The organism is Streptomyces sp. NPDC020801 (assembly GCF_044334385.1).
GTDB lineage: Bacteria > Actinomycetota > Actinomycetes > Streptomycetales > Streptomycetaceae > Streptomyces.
The window spans coordinates 174,656-193,647 of sequence record NZ_JBIRST010000005.1 but is presented as its reverse complement, the minus strand read 5'-3'; the positions used below and the strand labels follow the sequence as shown (position 1 = coordinate 193,647).

The 18,992-nt window shown below is 69.9% G+C and carries 16 protein-coding genes and 1 pseudogene; 10 read left to right on the top strand and 7 right to left on the bottom strand.

All coding sequences use genetic code 11. The features are described 5' to 3' along the window. Nucleotides 1-111 precede the first annotated feature (111 nt). Nucleotides 112-1,740 (top strand): NACHT domain-containing protein, encoded by a 1,629-nt coding sequence (locus tag ACH4UM_RS12885; RefSeq protein ID WP_398177072.1) that lies wholly within the window; start codon nucleotides 112-114, stop codon nucleotides 1,738-1,740. Between the two features lie 860 nt (nucleotides 1,741-2,600). Here the strand turns inward: ACH4UM_RS12885 and ACH4UM_RS12880 are convergent. Next, the gene (locus ACH4UM_RS12880; protein ID WP_398177070.1) at nucleotides 2,601-2,927 is read right to left on the bottom strand and encodes a tyrosine-type recombinase/integrase; all 327 of its coding nucleotides are present in this window, start codon (nucleotides 2,925-2,927) and stop codon (nucleotides 2,601-2,603) included. An 86-nt stretch (nucleotides 2,928-3,013) separates the two neighbouring features. Between ACH4UM_RS12880 and ACH4UM_RS12875 the strand changes: the two genes are divergently transcribed. The 3 genes and pseudogenes from ACH4UM_RS12875 to ACH4UM_RS12865 all read left to right on the top strand — a co-directional run. After that, nucleotides 3,014-3,184: a hypothetical protein gene (locus ACH4UM_RS12875; RefSeq protein ID WP_398177068.1), complete on the top strand. Its 171-nt coding sequence runs from the start codon at nucleotides 3,014-3,016 to the stop codon at nucleotides 3,182-3,184. A gap of 1,162 nt (nucleotides 3,185-4,346) precedes the next feature. Continuing rightward, nucleotides 4,347-4,553: a hypothetical protein gene (locus tag ACH4UM_RS12870; protein WP_398177066.1), complete on the top strand. Its 207-nt coding sequence runs from the start codon at nucleotides 4,347-4,349 to the stop codon at nucleotides 4,551-4,553. Between the two features lie 1,911 nt (nucleotides 4,554-6,464). Beyond that, a pseudogene (locus ACH4UM_RS12865) lies at nucleotides 6,465-8,165 on the top strand (SpoIIE family protein phosphatase); the annotation flags it as partial. 447 nt (nucleotides 8,166-8,612) lie between these two features. Here the strand turns inward: ACH4UM_RS12865 and ACH4UM_RS12860 are convergent. Genes ACH4UM_RS12860 through ACH4UM_RS12835 form a run of 6 tightly spaced genes read right to left on the bottom strand, consistent with a single transcriptional unit; the run spans nucleotide 8,613 to nucleotide 13,811 of the window. Further along, complete coding sequence (locus ACH4UM_RS12860; protein ID WP_398177064.1) at nucleotides 8,613-10,067, bottom strand: aldehyde dehydrogenase; 1,455 nt, start codon at nucleotides 10,065-10,067, stop codon at nucleotides 8,613-8,615. Beyond that, nucleotides 10,067-10,285 (bottom strand): tautomerase family protein, encoded by a 219-nt coding sequence (locus tag ACH4UM_RS12855; protein ID WP_398177062.1) that lies wholly within the window; start codon nucleotides 10,283-10,285, stop codon nucleotides 10,067-10,069. Before ACH4UM_RS12855 ends, ACH4UM_RS12860 begins: the two co-directional genes overlap by 1 nt. A 1-nt stretch (nucleotide 10,286) precedes the next feature. Next, nucleotides 10,287-11,066: a 2-keto-4-pentenoate hydratase gene (locus tag ACH4UM_RS12850; RefSeq protein ID WP_398177060.1), complete on the bottom strand. Its 780-nt coding sequence runs from the start codon at nucleotides 11,064-11,066 to the stop codon at nucleotides 10,287-10,289. Then, the gene (gene dmpG, locus ACH4UM_RS12845; RefSeq protein ID WP_398177058.1) at nucleotides 11,063-12,118 is read right to left on the bottom strand and encodes a 4-hydroxy-2-oxovalerate aldolase; all 1,056 of its coding nucleotides are present in this window, start codon (nucleotides 12,116-12,118) and stop codon (nucleotides 11,063-11,065) included. Before dmpG ends, ACH4UM_RS12850 begins: the two co-directional genes overlap by 4 nt. Further along, complete coding sequence (locus ACH4UM_RS12840) at nucleotides 12,115-13,020, bottom strand: acetaldehyde dehydrogenase (acetylating) (protein WP_398177056.1); 906 nt, start codon at nucleotides 13,018-13,020, stop codon at nucleotides 12,115-12,117. Before ACH4UM_RS12840 ends, dmpG begins: the two co-directional genes overlap by 4 nt. Further along, on the bottom strand, nucleotides 13,017-13,811 hold the full coding sequence (locus ACH4UM_RS12835) for a 2-keto-4-pentenoate hydratase (RefSeq protein WP_398177054.1): 795 nt from the start codon (nucleotides 13,809-13,811) through the stop codon (nucleotides 13,017-13,019). The genes ACH4UM_RS12840 and ACH4UM_RS12835 overlap by 4 nt, the downstream gene beginning before the upstream one ends. A 292-nt stretch (nucleotides 13,812-14,103) precedes the next feature. On the opposite strand from ACH4UM_RS12835, the gene ACH4UM_RS12830 reads away from it, so the two are divergent. The 6 genes from ACH4UM_RS12830 (at nucleotide 14,104) to ACH4UM_RS12805 (ending at nucleotide 18,957) form a co-directional block, all read left to right on the top strand. Further along, nucleotides 14,104-15,054 carry a fumarylacetoacetate hydrolase family protein gene (locus tag ACH4UM_RS12830; protein WP_398177052.1) on the top strand — a complete coding sequence of 317 codons (951 nt, stop codon included), beginning with the start codon at nucleotides 14,104-14,106 and terminating at the stop codon, nucleotides 15,052-15,054. After that, the gene (locus ACH4UM_RS12825) at nucleotides 15,051-16,247 is read left to right on the top strand and encodes an NADH:flavin oxidoreductase (protein ID WP_398177051.1); all 1,197 of its coding nucleotides are present in this window, start codon (nucleotides 15,051-15,053) and stop codon (nucleotides 16,245-16,247) included. Before ACH4UM_RS12830 ends, ACH4UM_RS12825 begins: the two co-directional genes overlap by 4 nt. After that, nucleotides 16,244-17,143 (top strand): VOC family protein, encoded by a 900-nt coding sequence (locus ACH4UM_RS12820; protein WP_398177049.1) that lies wholly within the window; start codon nucleotides 16,244-16,246, stop codon nucleotides 17,141-17,143. The genes ACH4UM_RS12825 and ACH4UM_RS12820 overlap by 4 nt, the downstream gene beginning before the upstream one ends. A 175-nt stretch (nucleotides 17,144-17,318) precedes the next feature. Then, entirely contained in the window at nucleotides 17,319-17,780 is a 462-nt protein-coding gene (locus ACH4UM_RS12815; RefSeq protein ID WP_398177047.1) for an SRPBCC family protein, read from the top strand. A gap of 47 nt (nucleotides 17,781-17,827) precedes the next feature. Then, entirely contained in the window at nucleotides 17,828-18,265 is a 438-nt protein-coding gene (locus tag ACH4UM_RS12810; protein ID WP_398177045.1) for a nuclear transport factor 2 family protein, read from the top strand. Continuing rightward, nucleotides 18,262-18,957: a class II aldolase/adducin family protein gene (locus ACH4UM_RS12805; RefSeq protein ID WP_398177043.1), complete on the top strand. Its 696-nt coding sequence runs from the start codon at nucleotides 18,262-18,264 to the stop codon at nucleotides 18,955-18,957. Before ACH4UM_RS12810 ends, ACH4UM_RS12805 begins: the two co-directional genes overlap by 4 nt. The last annotated feature ends 35 nt before the right edge of the window (nucleotides 18,958-18,992 follow it).

Here is an 18,992-nt window from a genome sequence, read left to right as displayed (position 1 = left end):
TTACGGCTTCGTAGGTCAGCCCTTTGCTGAGCGGCCTTGACCACTCCGAACGTCTGGACGTACTGCTCATTGGAGGCAAGGAAGAGTTGGCCCCCGCCTGCATCCCACTGCATGGCTGGTGCGGTGTGGGTGAGTTGGCGCTTCGGGCTGCCGGTGGCGGCCACGGTCACGACTTTGCTGCCGACGGTGGGCGGGATGTACCTGGCGTGGGCTGCCTTCCGCAACACTGGCGCGACGGACCACACGGCCGACCCCGATCTTGCCGCGGCAGCCGACCGACTGGCCGCTGAAGTGCGCGGGCAGTGGACGGCTGAACTGACGGCCCGGCGGGTCACCGCCCCGTACGCACTGGCCGTCTCCTGGCGTCCCACCGAAGCAGCGTTGACCGAGCCCTGGCAGCTGCTGCGGCGCACGGCCCGCGGATGGCCGGGAGGCCCACTCTCAAGTCCGGTGGACTGGGCGCAGGAACCGGCAGGGCTGGCAGGGCAGGAAGGTGAGCTCACCAACGTATTCCTGCGGCGCATCCCGACCCGCCGCCTGATGGTGCTGGGGGAACCGGGATCGGGTAAGATCGTACTGCTCATCCGGCTGCTCCTGGGGCTGGTGGAGTCACGCGCCGAGGGAGACCCGGTTCCGGTGCTGCTGCCACTGGCATCCTGGGACCCCGCCACACTCCCGTTCGGCCGATGGCTGGCGCAACAGCTCGCCCGGGACCACCCGATGCTGGGCCACGCCGAGGAAGCGCCCCACGGACGCGACGTATCCGCGCGCGCGTTGACCGAGGCGGGCCTGGTCCTGCCGCTGCTCGACGGGCTCGATGAACTGCCCCCGCAAACCAGGGCACTGGCGCTCGACGGTATCAACGAGGCACTGCCGCCGGGGCAGGCCGTGGTGCTCTCCAGTCGGAGGGACGCCTACCTCGACGCCGCAGACCCCGTCGGTCGACTGCCCGTCCGGCTGGCGGCCGCCGCAGCGGTGGAACTGCGCCCTCTGGACCGGCAGACGGCTGCCGACTACCTCGTACAAGGTGCTGCAGACCCGGAAGGAGCCCCCGCAGCCCGCTGGCGGCCCGTACTTGCGCAACTCGACCACCCAGCACGACCGGTCGCGGCCGCCCTGTCCACGCCGCTGATGCTGGCACTGGCCGTCGCTGTCTACAACGGCCGTCCTGGTGAGGACCTTACGGCCCTGCCAGACCCGGCCGAACTGTGCGACCGCGCGCGCCTGCCCGAGCGCCGCGACGTGGACGGGCACCTGCTGGGCGCGGCCGTCCTCGCCGCCTACCGGCTACACCCCCGCCGCCCCTGCCACTGGAGCATCCGCACAGCGGTGCGCACCCTGCGCTTCCTCGCCGCCCGCCTGAGCCGCCTCGACGGCGGTAGCACCGATCTGGCCTGGTGGCGACTGCGTTCCGCACTGCCGCGCCACCCTGAGGCCCACATCACCGGCGTGCTGCTCGGACTTGCTTCCTGGACCACCGCACTGCTGGCTGCCTATACCCGCACCAGTCTGACCGGCGACACACAACTGTGGTGGGTGGTCGGAGCGCCCTCGGCGTTGATCGCCGGCATGACCGCCGGCCTGACCTGCGACGTCAGCGCTGCCATAACCGCCGGGATGACCTCCACGATCGCCAGCGCGGTAGCGTTCTGGATGGTCGATCCCGCCAAGGCAGGGCCGCGTTTCCCTCGGACTACGTTCCGGTCGGCGGGCTCGCCTTCGGATTCGCTGCTGGCCTGATCGGAAGTCTCGTCGGAGCCCGAACCGCCCGCCCGCGCGGCTCTTCACCTGCGGCGCCACCCTGGTCCTGGGACCGGGGAATGTGCCTACGTGGTCTGGCGGCCGGTCTGGCCCTGTGGTTCCCCTTCACATGGCTCGGCACCGCAACCGCACTTTCCGTCGCCCTCGTCAACGCCGCCGTCTATGCCACCGTCGGCGACCTTCTCGGATCCGCGGCCCGCCGCACGGACACCGACTTTCCCGCCCCCGCCACCCGACTGCGCTGGTCCTTCGACCCCCGCACCATCGCCCTCGGCATGGCCGCAGGCTCCGCCTTCGGAACGGCACTGCTCCTCATGGACTACCCGGCCGCACTCATCGCAGGCAACCGACACCCCCTCGCCACCGGACCGACCAGCTACATCCTGTACTCCACCCTGGACGGGCTCGGCCTCGGCCTGGCCGCGGCGGTGCGGGCCCGCCCCGCCGACGCAGCCACCGCCTCGGCACCCGATTCCCTGCTGCACCAGGACCGCAGAACATTCCGTCACCTCTTGCTGCGCACCACCCCCTTCGCAGGACTCGCACTCGCCGCGCCCACCGCCCTCACCCGCGCCTACCTCGCCGTCCGCCACAGGCTCGTTCACCGACCCCGTCCCGCGCCGGACTGCCCCTGCCGTACTGGTCATGCCTGGGCACGTGGGGACGATCTACGCGGCGTATGCGGGTCGCGGGCTGTCCCGCCTACTCTGAATCAAGATCCGGACCATACGCGGGCCAACACTCCTCCGGTGGCGAACCCGACTCCTGTCTTTCCTGGTCAGACCACCATGCAGGGCGTGCCACCAGCAGACGAAGAACCTGCTGACCTCAGCATGGAATCAGGCCGCTTCCCACAAGCCTGCGTCCAAAATGCGAGCCGCCTTCGTGACGCTCCCAGGCATCAGGTGCCGGTAGGTGCGATACGTCTCCTCGATGGACTTGTGGCCTATCCATTCCGCCACGTCGGTGATCGGTATCCCGCTTCGCAGGGCGTTTGAGGCGAAGTAGTGCCGGAAGCTGTAAATCCCCACGCCCTCCGCTGCAGGGAGCTCCTTGAAGAGCTCTTGGACACGCTGGCGTTCCATCGGCTCCGTGTAGTAGCCGCTCGGGCCGCGCAGCAGGTACTCCTCCTTCGTGGCTCCGTACTTCTCCTCGTAGCGCTCCATCGCCTCCCGTACCGACCGCGACAGAGGAACCTCTCGGAACTCCCCGCCCTGCGGTGCTCGAGCTTCGCCGGCTTGTGTGTGTTGGAGTGGATCTGCTCGTGAACCCGGTAGACGTCATCCGCCACGACATTGTTCACATTCACCGCGCGCGCCTCGCCATTTCGCAAACCGCAGCCCACCATCATGACGATTTCGAGCGCAAGGATGTGATCCGCGACGGTCAGCACCGTTTTCACATAGTCGAGAGACGGGAATGACCACCCTCTCGCGGACATATTCCGGCTCCTAAACTCCCTTTACAGGGTCATCTGCCATGGCTCCCTTGCCATAAGCGTCCCACAGGATGGCCTTGAGGACGCGGAATATGTTCACCTGGTTTCCGCGGCCCACCCCGCCGGTCTCCAACTCGTCCAGGAAGCTCGACCACGACCGGCGTGACAGAGTTCAGCTTTCTCGGTCCAAGACGGGGGACGATGTACACGTCGATGGAGCTGTCCACGTGCTCGTCCGTGGAGTACTCCGTCATCCTGCGCTGCCAGGGTCGCCACTGCTTCGCGTATTCCGCGACGGTCTTCTGTCCGAGCTCACGGCGAGCCTCGGCAATGGATGGTGCCGTGTTCTTTTTCTCCGCATAGATCTGCGTGCGGCGCTCGATCGCGTCGTCCTGCGTGCCGTAGCCGACCTCTTCACGCTGCTTGCCGAGCAGCGTCCTTGAATCGAATCATGTACGGGTACGGTACGGGTACGGGCAACGAGTCTGCTTCGCGCAATCGCCGTCCTTGAAAAAGGACCCCATGCCGCGGGCGAGCTGTCGGGCCACGTATCGAACCTCCCGAGTGCAAGTCAGTGATCACGCACCCGCGTCTGCGCAGCGTGCGGAAGGTCAGCAAGCGGAGACGCTAATGCGACGCATGCTGACCCCTTGCTGACCAGGGGGGCATCTATCATGCCCCTGACCTGCGAAAATACCCAAACGCTAGATCTTGGACTTGAATACTGTACGAAACACGAAGAAACTCCCGATTCGTCTGCTCCCTGCCTGCTTCGGCAGGTCAAGGGCGTTCACCGGAGGCTACATCGTTCCGCATGTCCGGTCAGCTGTCGGCAGGTGTTCGAGGACTCACACTGACTCGGGGCTGACCTTCCTGACGAGTGATCAGTGCGATGAACGGCCAGACCTCCTCCGCCGAGAAGGGCACACAGCTGCCGACGTTCAATGGGCGTGCCGGGGTCGGCCGGCCGTCCTTCACGCACAGCAGGTGGTGGAGGTGGGGGTTCGGCGAGGTAGCAGGCGTCTCGGTGCCGTGTTGAACTGAGCAGAGTGCGCGTCACTACGGCGCCGATCGACACCGCGGTATGACATCGGTCAAATTCGGGTGCCCGTCACAAAGCGTGACATTGAGGATGTGGAGGCGGCTCATGGCGGAGTCGCGAGACGACGAGCAGCTCAGTCTGCGCCTGGCGGGCGTAGCGGCGTCGGGGTTCGTGCTGATCGTTCCGCCGTTCTTGGCGCGCTTCGATCACATGGGCCTGGTCTTCGGCGTCCCGGTTCTCTGGGCTTACCTGTTTCTCGTCTGGGCGATCGTGATCGGTCTGGTCGCCGTGATCGGCGGCAGATCGAGGTAGGCCGTGCTCCAGACCTGGTTCATCGTCGCCGTCTCGGCCGGGTACCTCGGCCTGCTCTTCGCCGTGGCCTTCTACGGTGACCGGCGGGCGGATTCCGGTCGGAGCATCATCAACAATGCCACGGTCTACGCGCTGTCCTTCGGTGTGTACGCCACCTCGTGGACGTACTACGGCAGCGTGGGCTGGGCCGCCAGGGCCGGAGTCGGCTTCCTGCCGATCTACCTGGGGCCGACGCTCATGCTCGCGCTGGGCTGGCTGGTGCTGCGCAGAATCATCCGGATAAGCCACCGGCACCGGATCACCTCGCTGGCCGACTTCGTCTCCGCCCGCTACGGCAAGAGCACCGCGCTGGGTTGCCTGGTGACGATCATCGCTGTGGTGGGGGTTGTTCCCTACATCTCGCTGCAGCTCAAGGCGGTCTCCACCACCTTTGCGGTCATTCGGCGGCACCCCGCGGTCACCTCCGAGCCGGGCCATATCCCGCTGTTTCAGGACACCGGGTTGTATGCAGCGCTGGTGCTCGCCGCGTTCACCATCGTCTTCGGCACCCGTCATCTGGACGCCACCGAACGCCACGAGGGCATGGTCGCCGCCATCGCGTTCGAGTCCGTGGTCAAGCTCGTGGCGTTCCTCTCGGCCGGGATTTTTGTGGCCTTCTGGATGTTCGGGGGGCTCCACGACCTGTTCTCCCGGGCCGCGGACGCCGGCCTCACCACGATGTTCACGCTGCGCGAGCAGACCGGCTACGGCATGTGGGTCTGGCTCACGGTGCTTTCCATGCTGGCGATCGTGCTGCTGCCCCGGCAGTGGCAGATCAGCGTCGTCGAGAACGTCGACGAGAAGCACCTCAAGCGGGCGATGTGGCTGTTCCCGCTGTACCTGCTCGCGATCAGCATCTTCGTGCTTCCGATCGCGGCCGGCGGGCTTCTGCGGTTCGGAAAGGCCGTCGACGCCGACACCTATGTGCTCACCCTGCCGATGGCCGGAGGCCAGCAGGCACTCGCACTGCTCGTCTTCATCGGCGGCCTCAGCGCGGCCACCAGCATGGTCATCGTCGAGACGACCGCGCTCAGCACCATGGTGTCGAACTCACTCGTGATGCCGCTGCTGCTGCGCAGCAAATCCCGGCTGGCGCACCGGGACAACCTCGCCGGGATGGTGCTGGGCATTCGCCGGGCGACCATCGTGCTGGTCCTGCTGCTCGGGTACGCGTACTTTCGGGTTGCGGGCGAGCAGACGGCATTGGTGTCGATCGGCCTGGTGTCGTTCGCGGCTGTGGCACAGTTCGCGCCCGCCATCCTGGGCGGCCTGTTCTGGAAGGGTGGTACCCGCCGGGGCGTGCTGGTCGGCCTGGTGGCGGGGTTCGCCGTGTGGGCGTACACCCTGGTGCTGCCGACCTTCGCCGATGCCGGGTTGCTGTCTGCTTCGTTCTTGCGGGAGGGCCCGCTCGGCATTGGGCTGCTCCGGCCACAGCAGCTGTTCGGCCTGGCGGGAATGGACCCGATCAGCCATGCGATGTTCTGGAGTGCACTGCTGAACTTCGGCGGGTATGTCGCAGTCTCCCTCGCGGACCGACCGGACGCTGCCGAGCGGGCGCAGGCGGTGCAGTTCGTCGAAATCCTCGAAGAGCCTGTCAGGGAGCGGCGCTGGCAGGTCCGTGCCACGGTCGGCGAACTGCAGAACCTGCTGGAGCGCTTCCTCGGGCGGGAGGGCGCCCAGCGGGCGTTGCGCTCCTCCCCTGGAGGGAGACCCGACTCACTGGCAGCCGAGGCGCCGCCGGAGCTGGTCCATCACGCGGAAGCCCAGCTCGCTGGTTCGGTAGGCGCCGCGTCCGCGCGGCTTGCGGTCGCCGCAGTGGCCGGAGAGGAGGAGGTCGGCACCGATGAAGTGATGGAGATGATCGGCGAGGCGTCGCAGAGGGTCGAGCTGGTCCGGTGGCGGCTGAAGTTGCTCTACGACGCGACCGGCGGCATCGGCACCACCCTCGATGTGACCCGTACGGCCGAAGAGCTGACGCAGGTCGCGGTTCCGCGCTTCGCCGACTACGTCGCCGTCGACCTGGCCGAGTCCGTGCTGCGGGACGAGGAACTGGGGACGAACGGCACAAGCACCGGCAGTAAGCGGATGCAGCGCGCGGCCGTCAGCGGCATCCGCGACGACGCTCCCTTCTTCGCCGTCGGTGACCTGATCACTTTCGGGCCGTCCTCGCCACAGGCCCGCAGCGTCGAGAGCGGGCAGGCGGTCCTGGTGCCTCGTCTGCGTGATGCCACGCGATGGCAGGAGGTGGACCCCGCGCGGGGCTCCCGCATCATCGACTACGGGATCCATTCGCTCATCACGGCGCCGCTGTCCGCCCGCGGCGTGCTGCTGGGCGTCGTCCACTTCTGGCGCTCCGAGATGCCCGAGCCCTTCGATCAGGACGATCTCTCCCTCGCGGCCGAACTGGCCACCCGAGCCGCCGTGTCCCTCGACAACGCACGCCGTTACACCCGCGAGCACGGCTTGGCCGTGGCGCTGCAGCGGAGACTGCTGCCCCGCGCGCTGCCCGAGCAGAACGCCGTCGAGGTCGCTTCCCGTTACCTCCCCGCGCAGGCGGTCGGTGGCGACTGGTTCGACGTCATCCCGCTGCCGGGCGCCAGGGTGGCGCTGGTCATGGGCGACATCGTCGGGCACGGACTGCATGCCGCAGCCACCATGGGGCAGCTGCGCACCGCCGTGCACAACTTCTCCACTCCCCTGGACCTGCCGCCCGACGAACTCCTCAGCCATCTCGACGAGTTGGTCGCCCTCATCGACCAGGACGCGATCGCGGCCGGCGACAAGACCACCGTCACCGGCGCCACCTGCCTGTACGCGGTCTACGACTCCGTGTCCGGCGACTGTGCCATCGCCAGCGCCGGCCACCTGGCGCCCGCGCTCGTACACCCCGACGGGACGGTGGAGTTCCTGGACGTGCCGTCCTGCCTTCCCCTCGGCATCGGCGGACTGCCCTTCGAGTGCGCCGAGTTGCGTCTGCCCGAGGGCAGCAGGCTCGTCCTGTTCACCGACGGCCTCGTCGAGCGCCGCGACCTGGACGTCGACACCGGGCTCCGGCTGCTGCGCGAGACGCTGGCGCGCGCGGACCAGTCGCCCGAGGAGACCTGCGACGCCGTGCTCGACGCCCTGCTCCCGGAGCTCCAGAGCGACGACATCGCGCTGCTCGTCGCCCGTACGCGGGTGCTGGGGCCCGGGCAGGTCGCCGAGTGGGACGTGGAGTGCGACCCTGCCGCCGTTCGCCGCGTACGCGCTGCCGTCTCCGCCCGGCTCATGGAGTGGGAGCTGGAGGACCTCGTGGACACCACGGAGCTGATCTGCAGCGAACTGATCACCAACGCCATGCGCCACGCCACAGGACCCATCAAGGCCCGATTGATCCGCGACCGTGCGCTCATCTTCGAGGTCTCCGACCACAGCAGCACCTCGCCGCACCTGCGCTATGCGGCCAGCACGGACGAGGGCGGACGGGGCCTCTTCCTCGTGGCCCAGTTCGCCGAGCGCTGGGGCACGCGCTACACCAAGGACGGCAAGGTCATCTGGGCCGAGCAGGCGACACCGGGGACGCTCGGCGGCTGACCGGCGCCGCCCACGGACCCGGCCGCCCGCCCCGCACAAGATCGCCCGGTCCCGATGTCACGGCGCCCTTCGGCGACTTCCCGCTCGCGCAACTCATGCAGTCCGCTGCCTTGCTGACGGTAGCCCACTAGAACGTGTTTCGGTTCCTGCACACCCAAGACGCTCCACCACGATCGGCGTCACCCAGTTCAGCTTCCGCGATCCGAGCCGGGGGACGATGTGCACGTCGACAGAGCTGTCCACACGCCGGCCGGTTGAGTACCCCAGTGTATGGAACCCCTTGAGCAGTGAGGAAGGGGACGGACTCTGATGCGCCGCTTCACGCAGGCCGGGTTTGCAGGAGGGCGCTGTACCTGCAAGGTTGCTGAACTCGCGGCTTGTCGAGGTCCGGCCCGCCGATGTCGCGGTAGCGGTGGCCGGTTACTGTGCTGACCGGCCTCGGCTGTCTCAAGGCCGCTCAGGATCGGCCGCCGGGTCGATCTGCATCACCACCGCCTTGGGCTCGGTGAAGAACTCCCGGCTGAACGTGCCTCCCTCGCGCCCGATCCCCGAGTCGCCCACGCCGCCGAAGGGGGCCCGCAGGTCCCGTACGAAGAAGCAGTTCACCCAGACCGTGCCCGCCCGGAGCGCCGCCGCGACACGGTGTGCGCGGTGCAGGTTCTCGGTGAACAGCATCGCGTTGAGCCCGTACGGTGTGTCGTTGGCGAGTTCGATCGCCTCGGCCTCGGTGGTGAACGGGATCACGACGACGACAGGGCCGAAGATCTCCTCGCGGGCGTGCCGGGCCGTGTGGTCCATGCCGGTGATGACGGTGGGGCGTATGGTCCAGCCGTCGTCCCGGCCGCCGGTGCGGAGCGTGCCGCCCTGTTCGGCGATGGTGTCCACATAGCCGGCGACCTTGGCGTGGTGCTCGGCGGAGGCCAGCGGTCCGACCTGGACGGCCGGGTGTTTGGGGTCGCCGATGACCAGCGCGTCCGCCGCCGCGGCGAACCGCGTGAGGAACTCGTCGTAGACCTCCCGCTGGACGTACAGCCGGGAGCCGGCCAGGCAGACCTGGCCCGAGTTGGTGAACACGGCGCGGATCGACCACTCCACGGCGCCTTCCAGGTCGGCGTCGGCGAAGACGATGTTCGCTCCCTTGCCGCCGAGTTCGAGGCTGACCGGGGTGAGGTTGCGGGCACCGGCGGCGGCGATGGCGCGGCCGGTGCCGGACTCGCCGGTGAAGGTGATCCGGTCCACGGCCGGGTGCTCGGTGAGGGCCTGGCCGGCCGAGTCGGGGCCGTACCCGTGGACCACGTTGAACGCGCCCGGCGGCATGCCCGCCTCCAGGCCCAGTCGCGCCATGAGCGTGGCTGAGACAGGGGTGTCCTCGGCCGGCTTGAGCACCACCGTGTTGCCCCAGGCGAGGGCCGGTGCGACCTTCCAGGACTCCAGCATCATCGGGAAGTTCCACGGTGCGATCGCCGCGACGACCCCGGCCGGGTCGAAGCGGGTGTACGCGTGGTGGCCGGTGTCCATCGGATAGCTCTCGGAGGTGGAGAGCCTCGCGTGGTCGGCGAAGAAGCGGAAGTTCGCCGCCGTGCGCGGTACGTCGTTGCCCTGTGACTGGGCGATCGGCTTGCCCATGTCGTGGGTGTCCGCCAGAGCGATTTCCTCGGCGTGCTCTTCGATCAGGTCCGCCAGGCGGTGCAGGATTCGGCCGCGCTCGGCCGCGCCCATGCGCGGCCAGGGGCCGTGGTCGAAGGCGCGGCGTGCCGCGCTCACGGCGCGGTCGGCGTCGGCGCCGTCGCCGAGGGCGGCCTCCGCCCAGGGTCGGCGGGTGTAGGGGTCGGTGGACGAGAAGGTGGCGCCCGAGAGCGAGGCCACTTCCTCGCCGTCGATCACATGACCGTGGAACTCCATCAGCTCGCCGCTCCCCCGGTCGTGCTCGCCGCTTCCCGCTCGGCGAGGGTGACGTCACCGGCCGCCCAGTGGGTCTTCGGCAGTTCCCGGACGGCCACGCGGACGCTCTGCTGCGATACGTCCAGCGCTGTGACCACCGCCCTGGTGACCTCGTGGATCAGCGACCGGATCTCCTCCGGTGCCCGTCCGTGGACCAGCGTCACTTCGATCAGCGGCATGTCAGCCTCCCGTCAGGTGGAGAGAACCGAGGTGGGTGAAGTGCACCGCGACGGTGGAACCGGGCGGTACGGGTACGGCGTCGGTCATGCCGCCGGTGAGCACGATCCAGCCGGGCTCGATCGCCAGGCCCCGGCGGCCGAGTTCGTTGGCGGCCAGGGCCAGGGCCTCGGCGGGATGGCCCTGCACGGCCGCACCGGTGGCGCTGTCGGCGACCTGGCCGTCGACCTCGACCAGGCAGGCTTCCAGCGCCAGGTCCAGCGTCCCGGGTGGCACACCGACCGGGCCGGTGAGGAAGCGGCCGGAGGAGGCGTTGTCGGCGACCACGTCGGGCAGGGTGAAGCGGAAGTCGCGGTAGCGGCTGTCGATCACTTCGATTCCGCCGTACACCGAGCCGACGGCGGCCAGGGCGCCGGCGGCGGTGGCACCGGGGCCGGCCAGCCGGTCCTTCATCACGAACACGATCTCCGGTTCGGCGCGCGGGTGGATCAGCCGGTCCTGTGGGACGGGCGCTCCGGCCGGCAGCAGCATGCCGTCGGTCAGCCAGGCGGTCAGCGGCGCGGCGACGCCCATCCGCTCCTGTTTGGCACGGGAGGTCAGGCCGAGCTTGACGCCGACGATGTGCTCGCCGCGGTCGAGCCGGCGGCGCAGCGTCTCGTCCTGCACCGCGTAGGCGGTGTCCAGGTCGAGTCCGGGCCACTCGTCGGTCATCGGGCCGCGGTCGGTGCGGTTGTCCTCGGCCTCCAGCAAGGCGGTGGCGGCGCGGGCGATGTCCCAGCTCATCGGTCCGCGCCCGCCTTCTCGCGCTCCTCGGCCAGCCTCAGCGCGATGTCGATGATCATGTCCTCCTGGCCTCCGACGTAGCCGGCCTCGCCGACCTGCTGGAGGATTTCGTGGGCGGGTACGCCGTAGCGTTCCGCGGCCCGTTCGGCGTGCAGCAGGAAGCTGGAGTAGACGCCCGCGTAGCCCTGCACGATCGAGGAGCGGTCCATCCACGGCAGCCGGGGGATGAACGGCTTGACCACGTCCTGCGCGGCGGCCAGCGCGAGGCCGACGTCCAGGCCGGTGGGAATGCCCAGGCGTTCGAAGGTGGCCGCGAGCACCTCGGTCGGCGCGTTTCCGGCGCCGGCGCCGAGCGCGCACAGGGCGCCGTCGATCTGCCGGGCACCGCCCTGGTAGGCGAGCACCGAGTTGGCGACTCCCAGGGAGAGGTTCTGGTGGCCGTGGAAGCCGACCTGGGCCTCGTGCCCGATCTCCCGCACCAGGGCCCGGACCCGGGCCTGTGCGTCGCTCAGCACCAGGGCTCCGGCCGAGTCGACGACGTAGACGCACTGGGCGCCGGCGTCGACCATGATCCGCGCCTGCGCGGCGAGTTCCGCCGGGCCGATGCGGTGCGAGAGCATCAGGAAGCCGACCGTCTCCATGCCCAGCTCGCGGGCGGCGGTGAAGTGCTGGACGGAGGTGTCGGCCTCGGTGCAGTGGGTGGCGATCCGGGCCACCCGCGCACCGGCGGCGTGGGCGCGCTTCAGGTCGGTGACCGTGCCGACGCCGGGCAGCAGCAGTACGGCGATCTTCGCCCGGGCCGCCTCGTCGACGGCGGCCTCGATCAGCTGGATCTCGTCCACCTTGGAGAAGCCGTAGTTGAAGCTGGAGCCGCCGAGGCCGTCGCCGTGGGCCACCTCGATGACCTCGACGCCCGCCAGGTCGAGGGCGTGCACGACACCGCGCACCTGTTCCTCGGTGAACTGGTGCCGCACGGCGTGCGAGCCGTCTCTGAGGGTGGAGTCGGTGATCCGCAGCCTGCGCGGCTGCTGATCATCGGGGAGGGTGGTCATGAGGTCACCGCCGTGGTCCGGGCGTCCGCCAGCAGCTCGCCGACGCGAGCGGCCGCGGCCGTCATGATGTCGAGATTCCCTGCCCAGGGCGGCAGATGGTCGCCCCGGCCGCGCACTTCGAGGAAGACGGCCACCCGGGCCTGTCCCCTCCATTCGGGGCGCGGATCGTCGAACTGGGGGTCCGCCCGCAGCGTGTAGCCCGGGACGTACGCGGCCACTTCGCCGGCCATGCGCACGATCGACTCGCTGACGGCGTCCCGGTCGGCGTCCGCCGGGATGGCACAGAACACCGTGTCGCGCATGATCATCGGTGGATCGACCGGGTTGAGGATGATGACCGCCTTGCCCCTGCGGGCGCCACCCACCCGCTCGATGGCGCGCGAGGTGGTCTCGGTGAACTCGTCGATGTTCGCGCGGGTTCCGGGTCCGGCCGACCGGGAGGCGATCGACGCGACGATCTCCGCGTACTCGACCGGCACCACGCGGGAGACCGCGTGCACGATCGGGATGGTGGCCTGCCCGCCACAGGTGATCATGTTGATGTTGGAGGCGCCCAGGTGCTCTTCCAGGTTCACCGGCGGGCAGACGAGCGGGCCGACGGCCGCAGGGGTCAGATCGATCGCCTGGATGCCTGCTGCGGCGTAGCGCGGCGCGTTCGCGATGTGCGCCTTGGCAGAGGTCGCCTCGAACACCAGCTGCGGTGGCTCGGCACGGGACAACAGCCAGTCCACTCCCTCGGCGGACGTCTCCAGACCCAGGTCGCGGGCCCGGGCCAGCCCGTCCGATGCCGGGTCGACGCCGACCATGCAGCGGACCTCGACCGTCGGGCTGTGCAGCAGCTTTGCGAGCAGGTCGGTGCCGATGTTGCCGGGGCCGACGATGGCCGCGGTCACCTTGCTCATGCTCTCTCCTCGGTGAAGCGGGCCGTGACGCTGCCGATTCCGGCGAAGACGGCGGTGACGGTGTCCCCCGCACCGACGGGGACGGAGGCGGTGATGGAACCCGGCAGCACGACCTGCCCCGCCTCCAGGGCCACACCGCGTGCGCCGACGGTGTTGGCCAGCCAGACCAGCGACGTCAGCGGCGAACCGAGCACTGCGCCGCTCGCCCCGGTGCCGACCAGGTCGCCGTTGCGGTGCAGCGTGCACCCGGCGAGGCGGAGATCGACGTCCGTCAGCCGGGCCGGGGTGCTGCCCAGCACGACGCCCCCGGAGGAGGCGTTGTCCGCGATGGTGTCGACGATCCCTATGCGCCAGTCGCGGATGCGTGAATCGATCAGTTCCAGCGCCGGCAGGACGAAGTCCACGGACGCGGCGGCCTCCGCGACCGTGACTCCCGGTCCGGCCAGGGGACGCCCGAGCACGAAGGCGATCTCCGGCTCGACCCGCGGCTGCAGGAACCGGGAAGTCGGCACCGGCGCGTTCTCCAGCCAGAACATGTCGTCCAGCAGATGGCCGTAGTCCGGCTGGTCCACGCCCAACTGCTGCTGCATGGCGGGGGACGACAGGCCGACCTTGTGGCCCTTGATCCGGGCGCCGTCGGCGACGCGGCGGCGGATCTGCAGCAGCTGGATCTCGTAGGCGTCCGCGAGCGTCAGGCCCCGGTACGTGTCCACGAGCGGTTCGACCGGGACCCGGCTGCTGTGAGCGGCGAGGAGGGCGTCCGCCGCCTTGGCCAGGGGCGCTGCGGTCATGACGCCACCCACTCGGCCTGCCCCGCTGGGGGTACGGCGACATCCGTCATGGCGATCTCCGATCGGGTCGGTGCGGGTCGGTCGAGTGCGCCGCCTGCCACGTCCAGGCGGGCAGCGCCCTCAAACTGTGTACACTTTCGACCGACGAAGTCAACACTTGGTCGACCTATTGACTGGATCGGAAACTGTATGCAGTCTGTTCCAGCAAGCCACCATCACATTGCTGGCTTCCACACTTCAGCAGGCTGCTCCCGAATCATGGCGCGGCAAACAATCGATGCCTGGAGTTCGCATGTCCGTATGGAACCTGGTGACCTGCCGTCCCGAGGAGCCGGGAGCGTCGTCGTTCGTCGCCGCCGCCGACACCGACACCGACACCGAGGGACGAGTACGACGCCACCCGACACTGGAGCGGTATCCCGATGTGGGGGCGGCGCTGCGGGACTGGGCGGAGCTGGAGCCGGTCCTGCGCGCCTGGCGGGCCACCGAGGGCGAACCCCTCGAAGCCGTACGCCTCCTGTCACCTCTGCCACGGCCGGGCAAGCTGGTCTTCGCCGGCGCCAACTACCGCGACCACCTGCGGGAAATGGGCGTCGGGGAAGTGCCGGACGGCATGGAGCCGTACTTCTTCCTGCTCCCGCCCACAGCAATCGCCGGACCCGGAGAGGCGGTCTCCATCCCCGGTGACCCCGAGGCCCGCGTGGACTGGGAGGCCGAACTCGGCGTGGTGATCGGACGACGGGCCCACCGGGTGCCGGTGGAGCGGGCGCTGGAGGCGGTCGCGGGCTACACCATCGTCAACGACATCTCGGCGCGCGGGCTGCACGCCCGGCCGGACCCGTTGGCGCCCCCGTTCGCCTACGACTGGCTCGCGTCCAAGGGGCGCGACACCTTCACACCGATCGGGCCCGGCGTGACGCCGTCCTGGTTCGTACCCGATCCGCAGGCGCTGCCCATCCGGCTGTGGCGCAACGACGTGCTGGAACAGGACGGAAGCACCGAGGACATGATCTTCACCGTGGCGCGGCTCGTCTCGGCCGCCAGCGTGCTGATGACCCTGGAGCCGGGCGATGTGATCGCCACCGGTACCCCGGCCGGCGTCGGCGCCGCCAAGGGCATGGCGCTCAAGGACGGCGACCGGCTGCGCATCCAGATCGAACCAATCGGCGTGCTCCGCAACGACGTACGGCAGGCCGAGCCGCCCCACGCCGTCGCGCACTCGAACACCATGGAGCAGGGATGACCTCCACCGCGGACGCGAGCCGCACGGCCGACACAGCGGACCTCGCACCGCTGTTCACGCCGCTGCGCCTCGGCGGGCGTACGGCCCGCAACCGGATCGTGCAGGCGCCGATGTCCGTCGGCTATGCCAACCCGGACGGCACCGTGACCGACCGCGAGATCGAGCACTACGCCCGCCGCGCCCGGGGCGGCGCCGGCGTGGTGATCACGGAGAACTTCGCGATCAGCGTCACGGGCCGGCAGATGCCGTTGCAGACACTGGTGAGCGACGAGGAACAACTGCCCGGACTGAGGCGGCTGGCCTCCGAGATCCGCGTGCACGGTGCCCTCGCCATCGCGCAGCTCGTGCACGCCGGCCGGTACGCGGGGCCCTGGGAGGAGTACGAGAGCCGCCCCCGCCTCGCCCCGTCCGCGATCCCCTTCGAGCTCACGCCGGGCCGGGTGGTCACCCCGCAGGAGATCACCCCGGAGGAGATCGAGGAGACCATCGACGCCTTCGTCCGGGCCGCCAACCTGTGCCAGCGCGCCGGGTTCGACGGTGTGGACATCCACATGGCGCAGGGTTTCCTGCTGTCCGGTTTCCTCTCGCCGCGCACCAACCGGCGCACCGACCAGTGGGGCGGCGGCTTCGAGGCGCGCACCCGGCTCCCGCTGGAGGTGGTGCGCTGGGTCACCGCGAGCACCGGTGCGGACTTCGCGGTCGGCGTGCACCTGCTCAGCGACGAGCGTGTGGAGGGCGGGTGGAGCCTGTCGGACGCCGTGCGGCTCGCTCCACTGCTGGAGGACGCAGGGGCCGCGTTCCTGTTCGCCGTGCCGGCCACGTTCGAGACCATGCGCCTTCCTCACAACGCGGACATACTCAGCGAGCCGGGCTACTCGCTCCACGACACGGCAGCGCTGCAACGCGCGGTGCGGATCCCCGTGGTGGCCAACGGCGGCCTGGGCGATCCCAGGATGGCGGCGCGGGTCCTCCGGTCTGAGCAGGCACAGGCAGTGGGCCTGGCCCGGCCGCTCTTCGTGGATCCCGACTGGCCGCGCAAGGTGGAGGCCGGCGCCGCCGACACCCTGCACACCTGCCGCTGCGAGACATCGCTGTGCCTGCGCACCCAGCTGACCGGCTCGCTCTGCGAACGCTGGCCGGACAGCGTTCGGGCGCGCGGCTACCTCGGCTACGACGAAGGGACCACCCCGTGATCACCCTGACCGACATCGCCTACGTGCGCTCGGGTGCCGAGGATCTGGAAGGCGCCGTCCGGTTCGCCAGTGACATCGTCGGCCTCGAAGTGGTCGACTCCGACGAGCCCGGAGTGGCGCATCTGCGCGCCGACCCCCGGGGCCACTGCCTCACCTTCGTCCAGGGGCGCTCCGGCGTCATCTCCTCCGGCTTCACTGTCGCCGGGCACGAGGCCCTGGCCGCCGCGGAGAGCGAACTGGAGAAGCAGGGCCTCCGGGTCGAACGCGGCGATCGGGCGGGGGCCCGCTCCCGCGGGGTGCCGGAGTACATCGCCTTCGACGATCCCTTCGGCAACCGCATAGAACTGGCCGCGGCGCAATATCGTTCCGCCGAGCCGTTGCGGCCGGCCCGCGACTCGGGGATCACCGAGTTCGGGCACCTGTGCCTGGACGCGCCCGATGTGCACGAGGCCCACCGGTTCTGGTCCACGACGTTCAACGCGCGCGTGTCGGACTGGGTCGGCGACCGCGCGTGTCTGATGCGCATCGACCCCGTCCATCACAAACTCGCCGTGTTCCGGGGCGAGGAAGCCGGCCTCTGTCACATCAACTTCCAGGTCGGCTCCCTCGACGCGCTGATGCGCAACTGGCACTTCCTGACCGACCGGGGCGTGGAGATCGTCATGGGACCGGGACGGCACCCCACCTCCGGCTCGGTGTTCCTCTACTTCCGCGGCCCCGAGAACCTCACCTACGAATACGCGGTCGGCGGGCAGCCCATCGAGGACGACACGTCGTGGACCCCACGCGTGTTCGACCCCGAGCAGCCCTCGTCGCTCGACATGTGGCGCGGGCCGGTGGCGCCCACTACCCGGCAGCGCCAGCTGCCCCACGCGGTGCACACGGCGGCCTCGTAGCCGCGCGGCCCGAGGACAAACCCGTACCGGGCCGGCAGCAGCGCCGCCCCGCAGACCACCCTTACCGGGCCAGCAGCACCGCCGGTCCACCGACCACCCTCACCAGGCCGGCAGCACGCCGTGCCTGCAAACATCCCCAACCAGGCCGGCAGTACCGCCGGCCGGAGGAGAAACGATGATCTTCGTGACCCACGTCGTGCCCGTCAACGAGCCCGGCGAGCCCCGGCTGGACCGTGCCACCGTGTGGGAGGGACTGGTACTCAAGGCCAGCAACGCCCTGCCGTTCGTCCCCTCGATGAGCCACTGCACCGTCGTCGAGCGGCACGGCGACACCTCCTTCGACCGCGACATCCGCTACCGGGGCGTGGACTTCCGTGAGCGGATCACGCTCGAAGAGCCGCATCGCGTGGTGTTCACCCGGCTGTCGGGCCCGGTGCTCGGCACCATCGCCAACGAGATCGAGGGCGAGGGCGACGACCTGCGGCTGCGCTTCACCTTCGCCCTGGTCCAGGCCGGCGTCCCCGGCGGCTCCGAGGCCGAGGCGACAAGCACCGCGACGATGACCGGTGACTACCTCCAGGCCCTCACCGCGACCCGCGACGCCATGCGCCGCCGCTCCGCGACCGACACCGCCTGACCTGACACGAGCGGCGGAACCCACCGACACGGACGAAAGGAACAAGGATGCCCGGCACGCCCGACTGGATCGGCTGGACCGACTCCTTCTACGCCGACATCGACGCACAGCTGATCGAGCGCGTCCTCGACCGGTTCGCCCCCGACGGGGAGATGGTGTTCGGCAACAACCCACCCGCAGTCGGGCATGTCGCGATACGTGAATTGCTGGACAACCTGCGCGCGGCACTCTCCGGGATACGACACGAGTGGCGCAACTGCTGGCAGGCGGACGACCGGGGAACCGTGCTGTTCGAAGCCCGCGTCCACTACACCACGCGCGGCGGCACCGAGCTGACGCTCCCCTGCGTCACGGTCATCGCACGCGCCCCCTCGGGAGCGGTCACCTCGCTGCGGATCCACATCGACCCCGCTCCGCTGTTCGCGGCACTCGCCGCCGAGTCGGCCGCCGCGCCGCCCGAGGCCGCCGGCGGGCTCGCGGCATGAGCGAGCGGACGGCGGCCGAGCCGTACGCAGCCACCCTGCCCGGGGAGGTGGCCGTCGCGGCACGCACCCTCGCGGCACTGGGCCTGGTCTCGGCATTCGGGCATGTATCGGCACGGCACGGCGACCGCATGCTGATCACACCCCCGATCGATCTCGCCGGGGCCACCGCCGGCACTCTCCTGGACATCCCGCTGGACTCGACGGCGTTGCCCGCGCACGCACCGGGCGAGGCGTGGGCGCACCTGGCCGTCTACCGGGTGCGACCCGACGTACGTGCCGTCGCCCGCGCCACCCCGGAAACCGCCTTCGCGGCCGGTGCGGTGGCATCCGGCGCCATCCCGCCCCTGCACGGGCAGGGCGCACTGCTCGGAGCAGCGGTACCCGTCCACGACGACGCGCGGCTCATGCGCTCGGCCGGCATCGCCGAAAGTGCCGCCCGCACGCTGGGCCACGCCGACGCAGTCGTCCTGCGCGGCAACGGCGCCCTCACCACCGGCGGCACACCCGGGCACGCCGTCGCCCGTATGTGGCTGCTCGACACCACCTGCCGACTGCACCTCGCGGCGCGGCAGGCCGGGGCGATCCACGCCCTCACCAGCGAAGAGATCACGGCTTGGCGGGCCGCCGGCCCACCCCTGCTCGACCGGCTCTGGGCACATGTGCGAAACCCAGGCGGCCCGCCACCACGGTGAGCGACGAGGCCCTCCGGAACCCATGCGACCAACGA